This is a genomic window from uncultured Anaerobiospirillum sp. (assembly GCF_902485895.1).
GTDB lineage: Bacteria > Pseudomonadota > Gammaproteobacteria > Enterobacterales > Succinivibrionaceae > Anaerobiospirillum > Anaerobiospirillum succiniciproducens.
Window position 1 is genome coordinate 68,328 of record NZ_CABTML010000007.1, and the last position, 21,600, is coordinate 89,927.

Below are 21,600 nucleotides of genomic sequence, written 5' to 3' on the forward strand. Positions count from 1 at the left end.
ATCTATCTGTTTTCACGCTGCGCCTCATGATCCTTTGGGTCATGGGGCTGAGTGCGTAGAAGCGGGTGAGTTTTCACTCGCTCAAAGGTTCATAAAGTTATTTAAGGTTTTGCCCAAAGATAGCTAACGGGCCTTTGGATAGTGGCAGTAATTCATACAGCCACTGGGTAAAAGACTGAAGTTTTAGATATGTAAATGAGGGGTTAACTACAGCGACACTCGCTTTAGTTAGTTCTTCTATAGCAAGATGTAGAACTTTCAAGCACTAATAGACATTCGTTCATTTGCTTTTCAGAAGATAAGGTTCAAAGGTTTTTAATGTGGACTCTATCTTAAGATAAGCCCACATCTTTTCTTCACTTGTAGCGCTTTTCACTTTCAGCATTGCGCTGAATCATAGCCTGCAAGCATTAGAACCTCTTAGACATGAAGATACAGTTCTGACAATACTACTTGTTAGTCAGTATCTTAAGTCATTTTGTAGTATCGATACTTGATACTTTTTCTTAAGAGGCTCAAAAATGCTCTTACAAGGTGGTTTTTTAAAAGCTCCTAAGCCGAAAAAACCGCATGCATGCAAGACATCGTAGCATTTTGGTGAATATTACGATTTACCAAAGTGCTTAACAATGACGATGTTGGTAAGGGCTAAAACAAGAAAACTAATTGAATGTGATTACTATTAGTCGCCATCTTAAGCATCTATTGTCATGGTTTACCGTGGTTACAAGGTGACAAGATTGCCAAGCTAGTGGAACTACTCAAGCTATCCTCTTAAGATTTTCAGTCTGGTTGCAGTAAGAGGATCTTTTTTCATGAGTCAGTACGTCCTTGAGATGAACGACATTGTGAAGCGCTTCCCTGGTGTATTGGCACTCGATCATGCCAATCTAAAGGTAAGACCTGGTACTGTTCACGCTCTTATGGGTGAGAATGGTGCAGGTAAGTCTACGCTCATGAAATGTCTATTCGGACTGTATCATCCTGATGAGGGCACCATTTTATACAATGGTAAGAGCATCAATGATATTCCGAACACCAAAGCAGCTCTGGCCATGGGTATCTCCATGATTCACCAGGAGCTTCACCCAATCCGTTTCCGTTCTGTTATGGAAAACGTATGGATTGGTCGTTTCCCTACCAAGTTTGGCTTCGTTGATCACAAAGCTATGTACGATCAAACCGTTGAGCTCTTCAAGAGCATTGGTTTGGACGTAGATCCAGCAGTTAACGCAGGTAAGGTTTCTGCCTCTAAGTTACAGCTGGTGGAAATTGCTCGCGCTATCTCCTACGACGCTAAGATCATCATCATGGACGAGCCAACCTCTTCTCTTACCGAGAACGAAGTTGAGTATCTGTTCAAGATTATCAACAAGTTAAGAGACGAAGGCCGTTCTATCATCTATATCTCTCACAAGATGGAAGAAATTTTACGCATCTCTGATGACGTAACCATCATGCGAGACGGTAAATTTATCGGCACTTACTTAGCTAAAGATATTGATCAAGACTTCATCATCAAGAAGATGGTGGGTCGTGATATGTCCAACCGTTTCCCTATACGTGATACTGCTCCATCTGAAGAAGTTATTCTTGATGTTAAGCACTTCACTGCTGAAGATAAGCGTTCTTTCAAGGATGTTAACTTCCAGCTGCACAAGGGCGAGATCTTAGGTATCGGTGGTCTGGTTGGTGCTCAGCGTACCGAGCTGGTTGAGGCCATCTTCGGTCTGAGAGCTTTAGCTGGTGGCGAACTTTACAAGAATGGTAAGAAGATCGAAGTTAAGTCTGTTCGTGACGCTAAGCGTAATGGTATTGCGCTGCTCACTGAAGAGCGTCGTCAAAACGGTATCTTCGGCATTCTGTCAATTCTCGACAATACCCTTATTGCAGCACAAAGCACCTTTGCCAAGATGGGTGTTCTTGATGATGCTAAGCGTATTCCAGCTGCTGAGGCCTCATGTAAAGAACTGCGCGTTAAGACCCCTAACTTAGATACTCCAATTAAGAACTTATCTGGTGGTAACCAGCAGAAGGTTCTGATTGCTCGTTGGCTCTTAACCAACTCTGACATCATCATCTTCGACGAACCAACTCGTGGTATCGACGTAGGTGCTAAGTACGAAATCTATACCTTAATGCTTGATCAGGTTAAGCAGGGCAAGTCAATCATCATGATTTCCTCTGAAATGCCTGAACTTATGGGTATGTCTGATCGAATCATGGTTATGTGCGAAGGCCACGTAACTGGATTTGTTGATAAAGAAAACTTTGACCAAGTAGAAATCATGCGCTTGGCTTCAAGCTTTAAGAAGTAGAGAGGGCTTTATGGCTAATACTATTTCACAGAACTCTTACTACAAGGCTCTGACCGGCCTGGGAGTTGCTGTCGTTGTTCTGGGCGCAATTCTTTTCTTCGCTCATATCAAGACTTTATATGATCTTCCAATCATCCTGATGATCATCGGTGCTTGGATGACCCTGCAAAATGGCTGGAGATTAACCCACCCACGTGCAGGTGCTGCAGACATTATTATTAACTCTAAAACGCTGAATAACGTTTTAACCAACTACGCCATCATCATCGCGATGGTTGTGCTGGTCTTAATCATCTGTATCATGCAGCCTCGCTTCATGCAGATCCGTGTGGTACTCGACATTATGACTCAGTCATCCACCAAGTTGATTATTGCACTGGGTATCTGCTTTACCTTAGTAATCGCAGGCTGTGACCTTTCAGCTGGTCGTATTGTAGGTTTAGCTGCAGTTATCTCAACTTCCATGTTACAGACAGCTGATTATGGCAACCGCTTCTTCCCTGAATTAGCTCAGTTACCATTATTCATCCCAATTCTTGTAGCTGTATGTATCTGTATGTGCTTCGGTGCCTTGAACGGCTTCTTAGTAGCACAGTATGAGATGCACCCATTCATTGCAACTCTGGCAACTTCTGTTATCGTTTACGGTTCTTGCTCACTGTACTTCGACTTACCACCTAACAACTCACAGCCAATTGGTGGTGTACGTCCAGACTTCGCAGCTTTAGGTCAGACTAAGTTCTTCCAGGGCGGCGGCTTCCCAGGCGTATCCATTCTGATTCCTATTGCTGCTGTTATCACCGTTGCTATCTGGTTCGTACTGAACAAGACCATCTTCGGTAAGAACGTATACGCATTAGGCGGTAACCGTGAAGCAGCTGTTGTTGCTGGTGTTAACGTTTACGCTACCAACCTCTTCATCTTCATCCTCGCAGCTGGCCTCTATGGTATCGCTGGTGTGCTCGAAGCAGCACGTACCGCTGGTGCTACTAACCAGTACGGTATGGGTTACGAGCTTGACGCCATCGCAGCTTGCGTAGTAGGTGGTGTATCTCTGATGGGTGGTATCGCAACCGTATCAGGCATTATCGCTGGTGTATTCGTATTCACCATTATTACTTACGGTCTGCAGTTCATCTCCGTATCCCCAATGTGGCAGCAGGTTATTAAGGGCATCATTATTGCCACCGCTGTTGCTATCGATATGGGTAAGTATCGTAAGAAGAACTAATCATTTAGTTCTCTTATTAAAAAGAGGCGTCCTTTATAAAAGGGCGTCTTCTTTAAAACCAAATCTCTTAGCTAAAGGCACAATTGACTTTACGATAGTGCCTTTAGTTAGTTACTCCAAGCTTTAGCAAAGCGCTTTTCATGCTCAATGCTTGTGACCTTATAAGGCAAAAGCATGTAATCAAAAGCCCATGCCTAAGCTTGTAAAGTAAGACACCGTTTAAACCTTGTCTTATAGATGTCACACATGCATGTGATGTCACCAGGGGTGTAGTCTTCTCTACGCCCTTTTTGTGCTCCCTCCTCTAGCTACTCCCCATCTTCTAACTAATCACATCTTCATCAATTCACTCTACCCGAGATCTTTTACTCAAACCAGCTCAATCCGCGCTACCCAAGCTGTTTTCACTCAAACCAGCTCAATCCACGCTACCCAAGCTGTTTTCACTCAAATACTCATCAATCTACGCTACCCAAGCTGTCTTCATTTATCTGCAGCAACCACATTCCATCTGGTGCTTTAACTATAACTATCTTTCCTACTACATCAGCGACCATTTTATTTCTTATGCTTAAGCTAAGCGTGTAATTGCTTTGCTAGTGCAGCTCTTTAGAGCGCCCGCCCCCGAAGCTTCGCTACTGTCTCCCTCTGTCTCTTAAGCCATTAGAGTTGTGCCTGATAAGTAAAAGACAAAAAAATACCGCAGGGCTGTAAAGCTGCTGCGGTACTTTTGAATGGCTTATCGCCAAATGATTGAGGGGCGTTTGAGATTACTTGGTATTTTCAAGGCCCTTGCCGAACCACTTAACGTGCAGAGCATCAAGCTCGCCAGAGGCAGAAATCTTCTCAAAGCCTTCATTGAGCTTCTTTAACAGCTCTTCATTGCCCTTACTTACAGCAACACCGAACTGATCTACATTGTCCTTGAACTTAGGATCAACAAACTCAACAATGTCTTTTAAGTTAGACTTCTGCAGGTAGTAAAGGTTAACTGGACGATCGTTAATCACAGCCTCACAACCGCCGTTAGATAACTCCATAATCGCATCGGACTCATTGTTTAAAGCCTTAATGTTATCTTTGGAGATAGTCTCAGCAAAAGCGTGGCCAGTGGTACCGATTTGCACGCACAGAGTCTTGCCCTTAAGTGCATCAGCAGAAGTGTACTCAGCCTCCTTGTCCTTCTTAATGAGGATAGAAAGGTTTGAGTTGTAATAGCCCTCAGTGAAGTCTACACGCTTCTGACGAGCCTCAGTAATGGTCATGCCAGAGATGATAGCATCAATGTTGCCAGTAATCATTGATGGAATCAGACCATCAAATGGCATGGACTCGATCTGAACAGTATCACCATTTGCCTTAGCAATAGCATTGATGAGATCGATATCAAAGCCAACTACATTACCGTCCTTATCTACAAACTCAAAAGGAGCGAAAGTTGGGTGAGTACCAACCTTAATGGTGTCTGCAGAGGCAGTAGAGGTAAAACCACATAAAGCTGCGCCTAAAGTTAAGGCTACTAAGGTATTCTTAAACAAGATAAAACTCCAAATGTTCAATAAATAGGTTGAGCTGCCGAGGTCTATCTCGTTTATGGAGATGATACTTACCAAGAACTATTTCTAATAGCTAAACTATCATGCTCCAAACAGCTGAATGTATCGGATTGTAGCACCCGCAAACCGTGCTGCTTTAAAAGTGTACATGTGAGGGCATAAATGCACCTATTACATGCACAATCGTCTATATATGCACTGTTATGGACTAAGCAAAAACTAGCAAATACATAATTCTCAGGTGCATTAGCCCTACTCGTGAGCAAGCTAAGACACTGTGCAAGCAATGGGTTCACTGCCTAAGGGGCTATCTGTTTATTCCTTGTCTGTGCTCTGAAATCTTTACTTTTGCATGATGAATCGCATGTATTAGTGATGTCTTTTCTGAGGTTTTGGCGATCTCACTTTTAGCAAAAGCTGATATTTATAGGATTTATAAACACAAAGCGTGAGATGGATATTATTTATCGATCTTTCACTGTTTTAATGTTTGACTTTATCCCGAGTCACAATTATTCTTAATATCAATAATTTGTTGTGTTAAAAATTTCCATTGGAAATAATCATCAGCAAGTCATAATTCTTCTATTAGACGAGTTCGACTTTGATTACTAGTTGGCCATAGAGCCAATTTTTTTAGCAAACTTAATTTCCATTAGAAACTTTTGCAATAAGGAACTAAACATGAAGGTTGTAATTATCGGTGGTGTAGCAGGCGGTGCAACAGCTGCAGCCCGTATGCGTCGTAATTGTGAAGATGCAGAAATCGTCTTAATTGAGCGAGGTGATTACATCTCTTACGCCAACTGTGGTCTTCCATACTATTTAGGCGGCGTGATTTCCGATCGTGACGACCTTTTTGTTCAGACCCCAGCAAGCTTTGGTAAGCGCTTTAATGTTGACGTTCGTGTACAGCAGGAAGTTACAGCAATTGACAAGGACGCCAAGAGCTTAACCATCCGCACGCGTGACGGCAAAGAATACACCGAGAGCTATGACAAGCTCTTACTCTCCCCTGGTGCCGCTCCAGTTCGTCCACCACTTCCAGGCATCGACAACGAGGGTATCTTCACCCTGCGTAACGTACACGATACTGATGCTATCAAGTCATACATGCAGACTCACGATGTACAGCAGGCTGTTATCGTTGGTGGTGGCTTCATCGGCCTTGAGATGGCTGAAAACTTAGTTCACTCAGGTGTAGAGGTTTCTGTAGTTGAAATGGCCAACCAAGTTATGGGCCCTATCGACTACTCCATGGCTGCCATCGTTCACCAAGAGCTCGTAAATAACGGCGTTAAGCTCTACTTAGAGCAGGCTGTTGAGTCCTTTGAAAAGGTTGATGCTGGTTTACAAGTTAACTTCAAGTCAGGCATCAAGACTCAAGCTCAGCTCGTTATTCTCTCTATTGGTGTTCGCGCTGAGACCAAGCTGGCTGTTGATGCTGGCATCGAATTAGGCGAGATGCGTGGCATTAAGGTAGATAAGTACTTAAAGACCTCTGCAAATGATGTTTATGCAGTTGGTGATGCTATTGAGTACCCACACCCAATTACCGGCAAGCCATGGCTCAATTTCTTAGCCGGCCCTGCTAATCGTCAGGCCCGCATAGTTGCCGATAACATTATCTTCGGCGATAAAGTAGTTTATGAAGGTTCAATTGGTACTGCAGTAGCCAAGGTCTTTGGCCTTACTGTAGCCTCTACCGGTCTGCCATCAAAGCGTCTTGATTTAATGGGCATTGACCACATCGGTTCATATACCCACAGCGCAGCTCATGCCTCTTACTACCCAAGTGGCGGCATGCTCGACATCAAGATCACCTTTGATAAGAAGACTGGTCAGCTTTATGGTGCACAGGTTGTTGGTCCTGAGGGCGTAGACAAGCGCATTGATGAGTTTGCTATGGTCATCAAGCACAAGGGCACCATCTATGACCTGATGGAGTTAGAACATGCTTATGCTCCACCATTCTCATCAGCTAAAGATCCTGTAGCTATTGCTGGCTACGTTGCTTCCAACCTGATTGAGGGTCGTTGTGAAGCCATCGGTTGGCGTGAACTTAGAGACATCGATCGAGACTCTATCGCTCTTATCGACGTACGTACCCAAGAAGAGCACTCTGTGGGTCACATTCCAGGTGATGTAAATATTCCTCTTGATAGCCTGCGTGATCGCCTCAGTGAGATCCCTCGTGATAAGAAGGTGGTTATTTACTGCGGTGTTGGCCTGCGTGGCTATGTTGCCTGTTGTATCCTCAAGGGTCATGGCTTTAACAACGTTGTAAACCTCAGTGGTGGTTTACGTACTTACAGTATTGCAAATGCGAAAGTTCCTATGCCCAGTAGTAGCTCATCCGTAACTAAAGCATCTAACTGCAGCTCCGGCTGCTCCACCGCCTCATCTCAGGTAGCATCAGGTGAGGTTGATTTAAGCAATGTAGAGAAGGTTATTGATGCCCGTGGTCTGCAGTGTCCAGGCCCTATCCTTAAGCTCAAAAAGGGTATTGAGGAGTTACAAGACGGCCAAGTAGTTCAGATCACCGCTGCTGAGGTTTCCTTTACTCGTGATGCTGAGTCATGGTGTAAGTCCACTGGTAACACCTTCATCAAGGCAGAGAACAAGGACGGCGCATGGCAGGTATTCATCCGTAAGGGTGGCACCACTGCACTTGCCGAGGCTCAAGGCTCCATGAGTGCCTGTGCAGCAACTGCTTTAGCTCCAAAGAATGATGGCAAGACCTTCATCATGTTCTCAGATGATCTGGATAAGGCATTAGCTACCTTTGTTCTTGCTAACGGCGCAGCAGCAACTGGTAAGAAGGTAACCATCTTCTTCACATTCTGGGGCTTAAACGCTATCAAGAAGATTGATAAGCCAGCCGTTGAGAAGGACTTCTTTGGCAAGATGTTCGGCATGATGCTGCCATCAAGCACTCACGGCCTCAAGCTCTCTAAGATGCACATGATGGGCGCTGGAACTAAGATGATGCGTTACCTCATGAACAAGAAGGGTATTGAGTCACTCGAGTCCTTACGTCAACAGGCTATCGACAATGGCGTTGAGTTCATCGCCTGCGAGATGTCCATGGATGTTATGGGCGTTAAGAAGGAAGAGTTACTCGATAACGTTACCTTAGGCGGCGTTGCTACTTACATGGAACGCGCTGACCACGCTAACGTAAACCTCTTCATCTAGCAACTAAAGTGTATGCAGCTAAAAGTCGCTTAAAACTGCATACCTTAAAGCGGTAGAGAAAATAACCTCTACCGCTTATTTAAAAAGATTTAATCCCTCTTTACAAAGACATCTTGCAATTGCAGCTAAGTGACGCATCTTTAGGCAAAAGTTCACCTAACACTGACAAGTTAGCTGCAGTTTCAAGATCTATTAAAGAGTAAAAGTTTTCAACAAAGCAAGCGCAATCTGCAGGCGGGAGCTAGTTGCTACCGCCTGTTCCTATTTGTATGGTATACAGTAGATTTTTGACACTTGCTATTTGACACCTGCTTACTCATGGGGGAAGCACCTTAGCCTGTGCTCTTTCATGATTGGTACATGAGGTGAATTTATAACCTTAGTTTCTGTGCTAACTGCGCACCTATCAGCAACTATTGCCTAGAAAAGAGCGATTTGGCCTTATCTAGGAACATATACAACAAACATAAGCCCCAAATTATTTGCTCTTAAAATAGCGCTTAATTTTCTAAGCTTTATTGCTTGTTGCATCTTTTAGCTTTCAAGTGCACGCGTAATGGTTTAGCATATGTCGAACTATCAAATAGTTTCGCCACAATGTAACTGGAGCCTCGAATCGATGGAAAAGATCAAGTGCATTTGTCTCATGCGAGACCTGTTTAGGGCTCTATCAGTTTTTGAAGAGCGCTTAACTCAAGCTTACGGCGTAAGTCTCAATGAGGCTATGGTTATGTGTTCTATTGGTAAAGAGTATATTGCTGCAAGCACTATCTCTGAGCGCACCGGCCTTACCGCCTCTCACACTTCTAAAGTAATCCGCTCAGCAGAGGAAAAGGGCTTACTAGTCCGTAGCCTGTGTGATGAAGATAAACGTAAGATGTACTTTTCTTTAACTGATGAGGCTAAGGCCATCTTAGAAAAGATTCGTAACCAAGGCGTTGAAATCCCAGAAATGCTTCAGCCTCTCTTCGACAGCCACTAAATTACCTTTGCTATCAGGCCTCACGGCCTGATACATCTTCCCAAGATATATTGTCCCCAGATATTTTTCCCAAGCTATATTTTCCCACCCCCAAACATCTCCACTGCAAGCGCATTTTGCCAAGTACGCATTACGCTTAAAGGCCCCATCTACGCTAAAAGACCCAATCTAAGCTCCAAGCACTCATCTATGCTCTTGGACCTCTTAGCGTATTAGCCCCAATCAGGCTACTGCTATCACCTTTTCTTATACTGAGGCATTGGATTGGTTAACTAATACAGCTGTAAATAAGCATCGGATTGTTTTAATAATGTTAGGCTGCACATACTTTTGAATGACGTTTTGCTCGCGCTTAATGGGCTAATGAGATGGGATTGCAGCTTAGAAAGCTTAGCTTAGTTTGTCTGGCAGGAGCTCTAGTGAGCGTGTGTTTACATGCTTTAGACTAAAAAAAACGCGAGCTAATGCTCGCGTTTGGAATACTGCTGCCAACAGCCAAATATGAGGCTATGGGCTGTTGCAGGATTAAGTGATGGTAATCGATTAGATGATCACGAGACGACCTTCGATAGCACCTGCTTGATCAAGTGCCTCTAAGACTGACATGAGATCACCTGGAGCCAGACCAACTTCATTGATAGCTCTTACGAGGTCATCAAGAGTGGTGCCGGTGTCAAACTTGAACATACGGCCCTGCTTTTCTTCAACAGCGATACCTGAGTTAGGAACAACAGCGGTACGGCCTCTTGAGAAAGGTGCAGGCTGAGAAACTTGTGGATCTTCGTTTACAGTAACAGTTAAGCCACCGTGGGTAACTGCAACTGGACGCAGTCTAACTGATGCGCCAACTACGATGGTGCCAGTACGAGAGTTAACTACGATACGGGCCTCTTCCTTACCTTCAGTGATGTCGAGATTCTCTAAAGCTGAGAGGAACTCAACACGCTTAGCTGGATCACGTGGAGCGCTTACGCGGATGGATACAGCGTCCTGAGCTAAAGCTGAGCCGGTACCATAAATAGAATTGATAGTATCAGCTACATTCTTAGCAGTGGTGAAATCAGCACGGTCAAGGTTAAAGGTAATGGAATCGGTGAGGTTGAAATCGTTAGGGATTTCACGCTCTACGGTAGCGCCATTTACGATACGACCAACAGTTGGGGTGTTTACAGTTACACGAGAACCGTCAGCGCCTTCAACACCAAGACCACCTACAACTAAGGAGCCCTGAGCGATAGCGTAAACGTTGCCGTCAATACCACGTAGCATGGTCTGCAAGAGTGAGCCACCACGTAAAGAGTCGGCTTCACCAATGGCAGATACTGTTACATCAATAGTCTGACCAGGCTTTGAAAATGGAGGCATTTCAGCGTGAACTACTACTGGAGCTACGTCAGAGATCTTGATACTGGTGTTATCAGGAATCTTAATGCCGAAATTGTTGAGCATGGAACGGAAAGACTGCTCAGTGAACTTTGAGTTACTCTCACCAGTTCCAGTAAGACCAGCTACCAGACCGTAACCTACCAGCTGGTTGCTTCTTACGCCTTGTACAGAGGCCAGATCCTTTAAACGTGCAGACTGAGCTGCAGTCATAGCCAGGCCAACTACACAAGTAAGGGCGACTAAAATCTTAAAAAGACGCATATTGAATCCTTGCAGCCACAAAAGCTGTCATGCAAATTGATTCATCTGTGCAAATGAGTTTTGTCAGCGCTTCACAACATCCTCTAGATGATGCGCTCTTGCATCATCATAAAGTAGCTACAAAACAAAACTAGAAGAAGACGTTGAATGCACTGTTAAAGAAGCGGCTTAACCAACCACGCTCTTGGGTGTTAGCAAAGTCACCAGTGCCACCGTACTGAATACGAGCGTTAGCAATACGCTGTGATGAAACAGTGTTGTCTGAGCTTACGTCTTCAGCACGAATAATTCCGGTTACACGGATGTACTCGTTACCATTGTTAAGCATCAGCCACTTTTCACCGCGTACTACGAGGTTGCCGTTAGCTAAAACCTTTACGACACTTACAGAGATGTTACCCTTCAAGCTATTTGACTGGTTAGCATCTGAAGTACCGTTGAAATCGGATGAGTTAGAGAGACCTAAAGAAGTATCGTAACCACCTGCAGTAATTGGACGACCGCCCACAGTAACTGCGCCGATGTTTACGTTATTCTCTTTGCCTAAAGAGGTACCTGCATTCTTAGAGGCGCTAGTACGCTCTTCTAATACTACAGAGATTAAGTCACCAACTTTATGCGCACGGGTATCTGTGTATAAGCCATTATTCGACGAATATGGATTGAACAGACTTCCTGTAGGCACAGCAGTGGTGTAGTCCTCTTCAGGGAGAGCAGGAGCAAAGTCAGGATCATCTGGCTGAGGCCCCATAGCATCGAGTGCACAGCCTGTCAGGATGAATGGCATGAGCGCAGCAATAGCGCATACCTTAATATTCGTCATAGCTTTCACCATCGGTAAACTATCAGTTTTGCCAAATCCAAAGATCCCCACTACAGCGTTGCTGTTTAGTGGCAGCAAATCTTTAGCTTGGTTTCTTAGCATACAAACTAAAAAGCGCCTCTAACTAGGCCCAGATTTATTAACACTGAGCCTAAGTTTTGGAGGCTATGCTTTAGTTTGCAAGTTAAGCTAAGCCATATAAAGCTTAGCTTTAAGCGCTTACTAAGCTTTAAACTGACTGGATTAAAGAACCCATCATAGTGTCTACGGTGGTCAGAACCTTGGAGTTCATTTCGTAAACACGCTGAGCCTGAATCAGGTTAACGAGTTCTTCGGTAACCTTTACGTTAGAAGTCTCGAGCTGGCCCTGACGAATGGTACCAATACCGTTTTCGCCTGCTACACCCTGAATTGGGTTACCAGATGCGGAGGTCTCTAAGTAGAGGTTGTTACCGATTGGCTCAAGACCGCTCGGATTGATGAAGTTGGTTACGGTAATCTGGCCGATGTCCTGAGACTGAGTCTGACCTGCAGTCTGAACAGAAACCTGACCATCGATAGAAATACTAATACCGGTAGCGTCCTCAGGAATGGTGATCTGAGGTAAAAGGGTATAACCCTCGGCAGTTACAATGGTGCCTTCTTCGTTCTTGGTGAACTGACCATTACGGGTATAGGCTGTGGTGCCGTCTGGCATTTCGATCTCGAAGAAGCCAGAGCCGTTGATCATAATGTCAAGAACGTTATCAGTTGACTCTACGTCACCCTGAGCGAAGTTCTTCTGAGTTGCAACTACGCGGGAACCTGCACCTACCATTAAGCCTTCAGGTAAGAAAGCGTCAGCAGTGGAACGACCACCTGGCTGATTTACCTTTTGGTAGAGCAGATCTTCGAAAATTGCACGTGACTTTTTAAAGCCGACAGTTGATGCGTTAGCAAGGTTATTAGAAGTCACAGAGATATTGGTCTGCTGTGAATCTAAACCAGTCTTACAAATCCATAAAGCTGGGATCATGATTACATAGCCTCTTTAATCATAGCTTAATAAACGGTTCTGCGCGTCGTCCATCTCACCGGCAGACTGCATCATCTTTACCTGAGTATCGTATTGACGCTGAATACGGATAAGACTAGTCAATTCTTCGACAGGATTAACGTTGGAAGCTTCAAGCATACCGCTGCGAATTGCTACTGTGTCGTCCTGATCTAAAGGTGCGCCATTGCGACCACGGAACAGACCGTCATAGCCCTTTTCAATGCTACGAACGTCAGGGTTTACAAGCTTGATACGCTGATAGGTTTCTACCACGTTGGCATCTGCGCCCATTGGCTTGCCAGTGATATAGCCATCAGAGTTAATATCGATCTGATCTAATGGAGCTGGGAGTACGATCTGATTGCCGTCCTCATCAAGAACGTCAAGACCGTTAGAGGTACGCAGCACACCGTCGGAACCTAAAGATAAGTTACCGTAGCGTGTGTATGCCTCACCACCAGTCTTATCGCGAACTGCAATAAAACCATCACCTTGCAGTGCGATATCCAATGTACGACCAGTAGTCTGCATGGCACCACCGTCAAAGTTGTAACCAGGCAACTCGGTCATAGCAAAGGCACGAGTAGGATAAGCATCACCAAAGACGCTCATTGCACGGGTATTTTCAAACTCTGCCTTGAAGCCAGTAGTGTTAGCGTTAGCAAGGTTATTTGAACGTACGGACAAGGAATGGAAATTTTCCTTGGCTCCGGCCATTGCGACCCATAACAAATTATCCATTTGGACCTCCGAAAAACATTAGATCACACCTAATTGTGCAACTGATGTGCCATACTTGTTAAACCGCATATATAAGCCGTTTATAAGGCATAAAAAGTCATTTTTTTGAATCTAAAACACCCCCAAAACTCATACTTTTCATAACTTTTTTAAAATATCCTCACCACCGCCCCACAGCCCCCGCTAAAACATGATAAATATCGCATCCATCTCGAATATCAAACTTCTTCAAAAAGATCATCCTTAACGATGATCACTCGATCATTGTTAAGATCTTGACCACTAGTAAGATGACGATCCCAAACTCACAAGCACACTGCTACAGCTACAGCGCAACTCCCAAGATCAATATTCACATCTAAGTTCACTTAACCATTAGCGCTTTATCACCAGAGAAGATCGCATAAATTTCGTGTTTACAGCGCATCTCCATACGGCCAGGTAGAAAAGATCTCTAATAGCGACCAAAGCTTAGTTAAGATCTTTGATCTGCAAACCACTAGTGCCAACATTTTGGCCCTCGACACTAGACCACGCTTAGGTTTATGAGTGTCAAGAAAGCGATCACATCCACTCAAAAGATCACAGCCATTCACCCCTGGCGATCTTAAAAACCGTCACAACCCTACTCTCTCTAAGATCTCAAGTTCACTGCCTGCCACCAGTTCAAATAAGATCTTATGAATGACTACTAAACTCTACATAAGATCTCAAGATCACAGGTCACCACCAATTCAAAATAAGATCTTAGGAATGACTACTACTAAACTCTACATAAGATCTTAAGATCGCCAATAAGTCGGCTAAAAGAGAGCTCAAGATCGCCGATACCGATAGCTGCTAGCAATCTTAAGATCACTACTTCGTCTATACCTAGTGAGATCTTATGAAGACAGAGCTATACGGCTTTATTTTCAGATCGTGAGTCAATGAGCTCATTAGACAGGCATGACGCTATAAACGCCGTGTTCTTATTCATTACCCATGACACGATCTTGCTTAGGGCTTGATAGTGTTACTTTGTCGAAGAGCTGGTCAATGATCTTATGTTCAGGACATTAATGGTTAGAAGTGTACTTCGAGCGCTTTAGAGAGCCTGATGCTAGGCTTGGAAAGGTGGGATGTAAGCGAAGGCTTCAGCGTTAACGTTAACGTTAGCTTCAGCGTGAGCTTAGCTTAGCTTAGTTAGGTGAGCAGTAGTTGCAGTTAATGGGTGTTTTGGTTGCGCTCAAAAAAACAAAGGCCAGCATGAGCTGGCCTTGTGCGAGGATAGTGGCGTGAAGCCCTGTGCAAGGGCTACTGCGTTGCAAACAATAGCCTTGTCTATCAAATAAGATAAGACTACAGGGTAACGCGGTTTGCCTTTTCGAAGGACATTTCGCCTAAACCTGACAGGTTGAGCATGGTGTCCTTTAAGGTCTTGCCAAGGGTAACTGAGGATACGAAGCCTAAGCCCTTGGTCTTTAAGTTAACTGACTGGCCGTTGCTTGCGGTACCAGTTACTTCGATTACATAGCGACCTGGGTTGCAGTAGGTGTACTTGTTCTCTTCACCTTCTGGCTTGGTCTCGCCATCTGGCTTAGTTTCTGGCTTTGCATTTGGATCAGTTGGCTTGCCATCAGCATCTGTACCTGAACCGTTTGCAGCAAGCTTGGTAGCTGGATCCTTATCGCCACCGGTGCCACCAGTAGTGCCGCCTTCGGTAGTACCACCATCAGGCTTACCCTCTGGCTTACTCTCAGGCTTAACAGGACCATCCGGAGATAAAATGCCTGGCCATGCATACTTGATTTCGCCGGTGATGGACTCAGCAGTATCAGTGTATACAACCTGACCAGTAACAGAATCTTTAATAGTGAGCTTAACATCGGAGTAAGTCTCATCGCCTGCGTCAATTGACCATAAGGCAGGGGATGATGGGGAACCACCGAAGTAGCCCTGGTTCTTATCGGTGTAAACGTAAGTACCGATAAGGTTAGTTGCGTTCATTGCAGATGAAGCACCTACAGATGAAAGCACATTATCCATGTTGCTGTTAATGGAGTTTAAGCTCTCAACCATGGATAACTGTGACATCTGAGAAACCAGCTGGTTGTTATCGGCAGGCTTGGTAGGATCCTGAGCCTGAAGCTGGGTAGTCAGAAGTAATAAGAAGTCTTTCTGGGTAAGGACTTGATCCTTTACCTTACTAGCAGCGTCTTTGATGTCCTCTTGTGGCTTAAGACCAGCAGAACCGTAATCAAAGTTACCATTGCCGCCCTGGCTCTGGTCAGGAGCTGGTGCAGTGGCACCACCGTTAGTACTAGAAGTGCGGCCCATTGGGTTAAAGCCAGTATCTGCTTTAGCACCTGCATTGTTTAAGGTGTTTCTAGCAAGATTGTATGGATCCCATGCGGATCCGCCGTTTTGGCCACTACTTAATGGATTAAAGCCTGGCATGATTTCCTCGCTAATAAATTCTGCGCGTAAGCTATGCCTCATGAACATAGCAAAGCATTGTTGTGCCCAAGCTAAGTAATAGATCGATTTGCAACAGATGATCTGACATAGCTTTAGCCAATACGATTACTCAGTTATATACACTTTTTGTGCCAAATCATGCCCTAACACCTAACCTTGCAAACAATCATGATAGATAAGCCTCGCAAATAGCCTTAAGCCTCATCAATTTTCCTTAAACTCAGCCTCTGTGTCTCAGCTTTATATGTGTTTGCTCATGCTAATACGATCTGTCAAAAACACGGCCATACATGTAGCCACAATCTGATCTCTAGACATTTTTCAAACAAGTATATTTTTCAAACAAGCCTATTCATGCGGCTATTTAGGCACAGATCTTAAATTACGAGGCTATAATCAAACAAAAACGATTTGCCTAGAATCATCATCAAAACTAGGTATTAAGGAGTCTATATGTCAGAGCTTTTACAAGAACAGGACGTTGCCAAGTCATATCGTATTTTAGGTTTAGGCGCTACTACCTTAGTTGGTGCTGCGCTTGATGGCGATGTTAACTACATGGCTGCAGCCTGGGCTGGCGTGAGTGACTTTGATAAGGGCTACGTTGTAGTGGCAAAAGATCACTACACGCGTAAGCTCATCGAAAAGTCAGGCCGCTTCTTACTTTGCTACCCTGGTGCAGGCATTGTTGAAACAGTCATGAAGCTCGGTACTGTCTCAAAAAATGATGAGAGTAAAAAGCTTGAGCTTTCTGGTGCTCAGTTCATCGAGCAAGAAGGCTTTTCTCTGCCACTGATCAAAGGCTGCTCAGCTTACTTAGAGTATGAGGTTATTAAAGAGCCTCATATGGAAGATGAGTACGACATGTTCTTTGGTAAGTGCTTACGTGTAGTTACAGACTCACGTGTCTATCGCGATAACCACTGGCACTTTGATAGCGCTCCAGATGAGCTGCGCACCCTGCACTATGTAGCAGGTGGCCATTTCTACACCATCGGCAAGGAGCTTGTGCTCCCTCAATATGGTGACGAATGATCTCAATATCTTCAATCATGAAGCACAAGCAGCTCTGGATTGAATCCAAGCTGTTATTGACATGAGCTCGAGGATTTAAATCTCTCCGATCGCAAAAGATCACAACGTGGCGCTACACTGTAGCGCCATGCATTGCCTAAATAACCTACGCCTATTTTCGCCACGTTATTGCAAGCCCATCCTGAAAATTAATAGCTGTACATCCGCTATTTACAGTGATTATTTTATTACTCAGCCGTGATCTATGATAGGCAAATTGGCTATTTGTCAGTTGAAGCTCTAGATGAAATGGGCGTTAAGCTCTTGATGTGCGACTATGTTGAGGATGTTTTAGATAAGTGGTGTGAATTAGTAAGCTACGATCGCGACGATGAGGATGTTGATGAGATGCTTGAAATCATCAATACCTATGAGGACGAACATGAAAACACCAAGATTAAGGCAGGCTTAGTTGAATAACTAAAGCTGCTCTTAAGCTTAGTCAATCAACACTTTCATTTGGGTCTTTATGAGACCCATTTTTTTTGTCTTGCGCTAATAAAAAGCCCAGCACAAGGCTGGGCTTTGAATTTGTATATGCTTGGAGGAATTGACAGCAATTGCTATCAAAAACTGGTTTTAGCTCTGACCTAAACGTAAGGTCTGCAGGAGCATGCTCTTAGCAGAGTCAGCTACCTGAACAGCGGTCTGATAAGAACGCTGAGCACTCATCATATCGGCCATTTCTTCAACTGGGTTGATGTTAGGACGGTAAATGTAACCGTCAGCATCAGCTAAAGGATGGCTTGGGTTGTATTCTTTAATGGTTGGAGCGTCAGACTCAATGATGCCCTTTAAGGAAACACCAATACCGTATGGCTCACCTGAAACTGGGTCTACTGGCTCACCTTGCTGGTTGTTACGTGCAATAGCCTCTTCCCAAGCTGCAGAGAACAGTGGGCGACGAGCCTTGTAAGTAGTCTCAACTGAAGAACTAACGGACTCGGCGTTGGCTAAGTTAGAAGCAGTAGCATTCAGACGAACTGATTGGGCGTTCATTGAAGTACCAGCGATATCTAAAATTCTGAAAACACTCATGATGCACTCTAAAAATCTGTCGTGGCCTAGTTGCTGTACTGTAGTCTTACCTTGTCACTTTTGTGACATCGCATAGCACTAGCGGGCCAAAATTCTGTTTAAGCTCAACTCTACTTAGAGTTTAAAGCCTGTTTTAAGCACTAAATAAAAAGTACTTAGCTAATTGGGGTCGATTACTGACCGCCCTTGAGAGCAGAACGCAGCTTTGAAATACGGCCGTTTAAGAACTGCATAGTGGCCTGGTATTCAATATTGTTGCTAACGTAGTTCATACGCTCGGTGCTGACTTCTACGGTATTACCGTTACCAGTATCTGGCTGGAATGGATTACGGTACTTTAAGGTCAGCTTTGGATCCTTTAAGGCATCCAGATCAGAAAGATCCATATGACCAGCAGTAGTCTTGGTCATAGGTGCATTGTTGTTGACAGTCTGAAGATACTTTGACTGTTGAGTCAGAGCTTCAGCAAAGTCGAGATCACGAGCTTTGAAGCCTGGAGTATCAGCATTTGCAAGGTTACCTGCAAGTACTTCTGCGCGGTTGTTACGTACGCGCATGGTGTGCTGATGAACACCGAATACTTGATCGAAACTAAGAGCCATTTAAACCTCCAACGACGCGTCAAACTTTCTGAACGCGTACAAGCATATGACCCCTAAGTATCAAAAGGCGTGCCATGTCATATAAAGCCGATATATAAGCCATTTATCAAGCAATTTTTAAGACTTTTGACGACTTTTTAACACTTGCAAAATGACGCCACTACTAATTTTAAAAAACCACTCACTTAAACAGAAAAGTAACATCTACTCCACTTTTTAGACGCCCTCCAGTTAACTGCTACTCATCAACAAATCTCACTCATGCTTTAAGATCTTTAAAAATCTCGCGATCTTAAGCATAAAGATCTCATTTAAGTGGTAATTATGCAGCGCACAAGACTGTCGACAGATCGTCAGATCGCATGATTATGAGATCTCAAGATCGTGAGATCTTACGATCGTCAAAAATAAGATCGTGAGATCTTAAGATCACGCTTTTACTTGCTAGATCTTGGCTTTATGCTCGCATAGTAGAAACTTGTGATCCTGGCTTTTGGCGATCTTATGACGTACCTTCTTGTGTTGTTACAACTGATCTTGCGATCTTAAAAGGTGAGGTGCCAAGAGGCTTAGTGTGTAGCCAAAAGAAAGACCATATAGAATCTATAAACAATCGAGAAAGATTTTGAGATAAACCTAAACAGCTTGAGAGCTTTGCGAATGCTAGGCCGTGCTCGTGTGGAAAGGCTAAGTCTAAGGTTGCAGCTGAGGTTATGGCTGGTGTTCTTAATGTTGCTGGGGCTGATGATAAGGCTGAGGCGGTTGCTCAGGGTGCTGCTGAGACTGATCTGGGGCTTTGGTTTTGCGTGAGCAAAAGTGGTGGGGTAAAAATAATAACAGCCCGCAAGGAGGTGACCTGGCGAGCTGTGGGTGTTCAGACATACATCTGAACGTGAGGTAAGTTTGTGTTCTTAAAATGTAATTATGACTTCAGGCGGTAAGCGATACCTGGGTTGCAGCGTACCATTTCGTACTTATCTGACAGACCCTGAATAGACTCTGAAGAACCTAAGATGAGGTAACCACCTGGGTTTAAGCAAGCTGAGAACTTCTCTAAGATCTGTGCCTTAACTTCATTAGAGAAGTAAATGAGCACGTTACGGCAGAAGATAACATCGAACTTGCCTAATAAGCTGTATGAACCTAAGAGGTTCATCTGCTTGAAGGTAACCATGTTCTTAACAACGTCATCCACGCGCATTACGTTTGGATCTTCAGTTGGCTTGAAGAACTTAGCCTTACGCTCAGCACTTAAGCCACGAGCAAGAGCATGGTTGTCATAGTGGGCAAAACGGGAGCGCTCGAGCATCTCAGGGGAGATGTCGGTGCCGATAATCTGACATGAATCAGGATTTACACGTACAACAGAGGTAGCCTGCTCACGTACGACCATAGCGATAGAGTAAGGCTCCTGACCTGATGAACATGCTGCAGACCAAATACGAACTGGATTCTTGTTAGCCTTTGCCAGCTCAGGAAGAATCATGTTCTTTAATGCTACATATGGATAGGTATCACGGAACCATAAGGTCTCATTGGTGGTCATTGCGTCAATTACAGCACCACTGATCTCTTTGTAGATGTTTGGCTGCATTGCACGGTTAATGAGCTCATCAATGGTTGGCACCTTAAAACGGAGCAGCAGTGATGATAAACGGCTGTTTACTAAGTAATGCTTGTTATCGCCTAATACGATACCGCTTTGCTCTTCAACATACTGAGCAAAACGCTTGTACTGCTCATCAGAAACACTACGTGACTTAACATTGAGGCGATCAGTAGTAGTAGGAACGAAACCAGGGTTACGAGCTGCAACAGAGTCGTAACCTGCACGCTGTGATGCGATAGCCAGACGACCTGCGCCTGGATAGGTGCTAGGAGTGAACTGAGCACGGTTTGGCACATCAGCAGTTTTCTTCAGAACGGAAGCAATAGCGTTGCCGCTGTGACGAGAGGTAGAACTACTGCTGAATGCAGATGAACCCGAAGTGCGGGAACGTGAAAAAGGAGAATTATTGTTTTGCATGTAACTCGTGGTTCTAAAACTTGAAGCGTTGCTGTTGTTTGAAGCAGCTGTTGCTGATGATGAAATAGAGCGAGCGGCTCCTATGGAGCTATCCTGAAGATCACTTGTTGATGATGGTGATCTGCTACTGGAGTATAAAGACCCGTCGGTTCTTGAAAAAGAACTAGGACGATCGCTACTGAAACGATTACGCGTATTATCAGACATACTTACCTCGATAGAAAAGACAATGTGCTTAACTTTGTCTTTTCATTATTCTGACTACTTATACACATTAAGTTGAGAAGATCAGTACATCTCATTAACTAAATACGCTTAATCCCTTTGATTGTCGTTCTCATAGTCCTTATGCATTGCTAAAGCACAAAGAATCTTCAATCACACCTATAAGGGCAAGTATCAAAGATACTTAAGCAGTACAGAATCAATAACCAACTGACATCTGTTGACTGTCAAACTACATTTAAGCTTCGAAGATGAACTTTAGTTAAGCTAGCTGCGTTAGTTCATGCACTCAAGGTGGCGAACTTTAGTTATATGCTTGCTAGCAAATGCAAAGTTCAAGTTTAGCCTATATAGACACTGACAAAACTTAGACTTAGTTAGATGTGAATTGCTCCGGCCAAATCTTACGATTATTGCGTGAGCTTCATGGCGTCGTTGCGCCAAATCTCATACGGTTAACAAGTTACCCATATCGGCTGAAACACGCAGCCGCTATCAAATAGCTTCTTTACAGAAGCATTTTGAATACTTTTCTAATGATATTAACGTTAGAAAGATACTAGGCTTACATCTCCACCTAAACTCTTCGAGTTATAGGTGGAGAATTACGCCTATTTGTTAAATCTAACTTAACAACACAAAC

General features: G+C 44.1%; 15 protein-coding genes. 6 read left to right on the top strand and 9 right to left on the bottom strand.

Annotation, left to right across the window (positions count from 1 at the left end; genetic code table 11):
* Positions 1-815 precede the first annotated feature (815 nt).
* A complete protein-coding gene (locus tag RDO37_RS00610; protein WP_308497755.1) occupies positions 816-2,318 on the top strand; it encodes a sugar ABC transporter ATP-binding protein in 1,503 nt (500 codons plus the stop codon).
* Between the two features lie 10 nt (positions 2,319-2,328).
* Positions 2,329-3,549 (top strand): beta-methylgalactoside transporter permease, encoded by a 1,221-nt coding sequence (locus RDO37_RS00615; protein ID WP_308497756.1) that lies wholly within the window; start codon positions 2,329-2,331, stop codon positions 3,547-3,549.
* Between the two features lie 770 nt (positions 3,550-4,319).
* Here RDO37_RS00615 and RDO37_RS00620 read toward each other — a convergent pair.
* A complete protein-coding gene (locus tag RDO37_RS00620; protein WP_308497757.1) occupies positions 4,320-5,087 on the bottom strand; it encodes a basic amino acid ABC transporter substrate-binding protein in 768 nt (255 codons plus the stop codon).
* Positions 5,088-5,789: 702 nt separating this feature from the next.
* On the opposite strand from RDO37_RS00620, the gene RDO37_RS00625 reads away from it, so the two are divergent.
* Positions 5,790-8,303: an FAD-dependent oxidoreductase gene (locus RDO37_RS00625; protein WP_308497758.1), complete on the top strand. Its 2,514-nt coding sequence runs from the start codon at positions 5,790-5,792 to the stop codon at positions 8,301-8,303.
* 619 nt (positions 8,304-8,922) lie between these two features.
* Entirely contained in the window at positions 8,923-9,285 is a 363-nt protein-coding gene (locus RDO37_RS00630) for a MarR family winged helix-turn-helix transcriptional regulator (RefSeq protein ID WP_027939449.1), read from the top strand.
* 543 nt (positions 9,286-9,828) lie between these two features.
* On the opposite strand, the gene RDO37_RS00635 is transcribed toward RDO37_RS00630, so the two are convergent.
* From RDO37_RS00635 to RDO37_RS00655, 5 genes are all read right to left on the bottom strand, one after another.
* Positions 9,829-10,932, bottom strand: coding sequence for a flagellar basal body P-ring protein FlgI (locus RDO37_RS00635; protein WP_308497759.1), 1,104 nt, complete (start codon positions 10,930-10,932; stop codon positions 9,829-9,831).
* Between the two features lie 130 nt (positions 10,933-11,062).
* On the bottom strand, positions 11,063-11,755 hold the full coding sequence (gene flgH, locus RDO37_RS00640; protein WP_308497760.1) for a flagellar basal body L-ring protein FlgH: 693 nt from the start codon (positions 11,753-11,755) through the stop codon (positions 11,063-11,065).
* A 229-nt stretch (positions 11,756-11,984) separates the two neighbouring features.
* The gene (gene flgG / locus RDO37_RS00645; RefSeq protein WP_027939452.1) at positions 11,985-12,770 is read right to left on the bottom strand and encodes a flagellar basal-body rod protein FlgG; all 786 of its coding nucleotides are present in this window, start codon (positions 12,768-12,770) and stop codon (positions 11,985-11,987) included.
* A gap of 15 nt (positions 12,771-12,785) precedes the next feature.
* Entirely contained in the window at positions 12,786-13,532 is a 747-nt protein-coding gene (locus RDO37_RS00650; protein WP_027939453.1) for a flagellar basal body rod protein FlgF, read from the bottom strand.
* Positions 13,533-14,873: 1,341 nt separating this feature from the next.
* Positions 14,874-16,013 (bottom strand): flagellar hook capping FlgD N-terminal domain-containing protein, encoded by a 1,140-nt coding sequence (locus RDO37_RS00655; protein WP_308497761.1) that lies wholly within the window; start codon positions 16,011-16,013, stop codon positions 14,874-14,876.
* Positions 16,014-16,445: 432 nt separating this feature from the next.
* Between RDO37_RS00655 and RDO37_RS00660 the strand changes: the two genes are divergently transcribed.
* Both RDO37_RS00660 and RDO37_RS00665 read left to right on the top strand, forming a co-directional pair.
* Positions 16,446-17,027 (top strand): flavin reductase, encoded by a 582-nt coding sequence (locus RDO37_RS00660; protein WP_308497762.1) that lies wholly within the window; start codon positions 16,446-16,448, stop codon positions 17,025-17,027.
* Between the two features lie 264 nt (positions 17,028-17,291).
* The gene (locus tag RDO37_RS00665; protein ID WP_308497763.1) at positions 17,292-17,486 is read left to right on the top strand and encodes a hypothetical protein; all 195 of its coding nucleotides are present in this window, start codon (positions 17,292-17,294) and stop codon (positions 17,484-17,486) included.
* Positions 17,487-17,645: 159 nt separating this feature from the next.
* Here RDO37_RS00665 and flgC read toward each other — a convergent pair whose 3' ends face one another.
* The 3 genes from flgC to RDO37_RS00680 all read right to left on the bottom strand — a co-directional run bounded on the left by flgC (position 17,646) and on the right by RDO37_RS00680 (position 20,939).
* Positions 17,646-18,104, bottom strand: a complete 459-nt coding sequence (flgC, locus tag RDO37_RS00670; protein WP_027939457.1) for a flagellar basal body rod protein FlgC — start codon at positions 18,102-18,104, stop codon at positions 17,646-17,648.
* A gap of 173 nt (positions 18,105-18,277) precedes the next feature.
* Positions 18,278-18,706: a flagellar basal body rod protein FlgB gene (flgB, locus tag RDO37_RS00675; protein ID WP_027939458.1), complete on the bottom strand. Its 429-nt coding sequence runs from the start codon at positions 18,704-18,706 to the stop codon at positions 18,278-18,280.
* A 922-nt stretch (positions 18,707-19,628) separates the two neighbouring features.
* Positions 19,629-20,939: a protein-glutamate O-methyltransferase CheR gene (locus RDO37_RS00680; RefSeq protein ID WP_245580442.1), complete on the bottom strand. Its 1,311-nt coding sequence runs from the start codon at positions 20,937-20,939 to the stop codon at positions 19,629-19,631.
* Between the last annotated feature and the right edge of the window lie 661 nt (positions 20,940-21,600).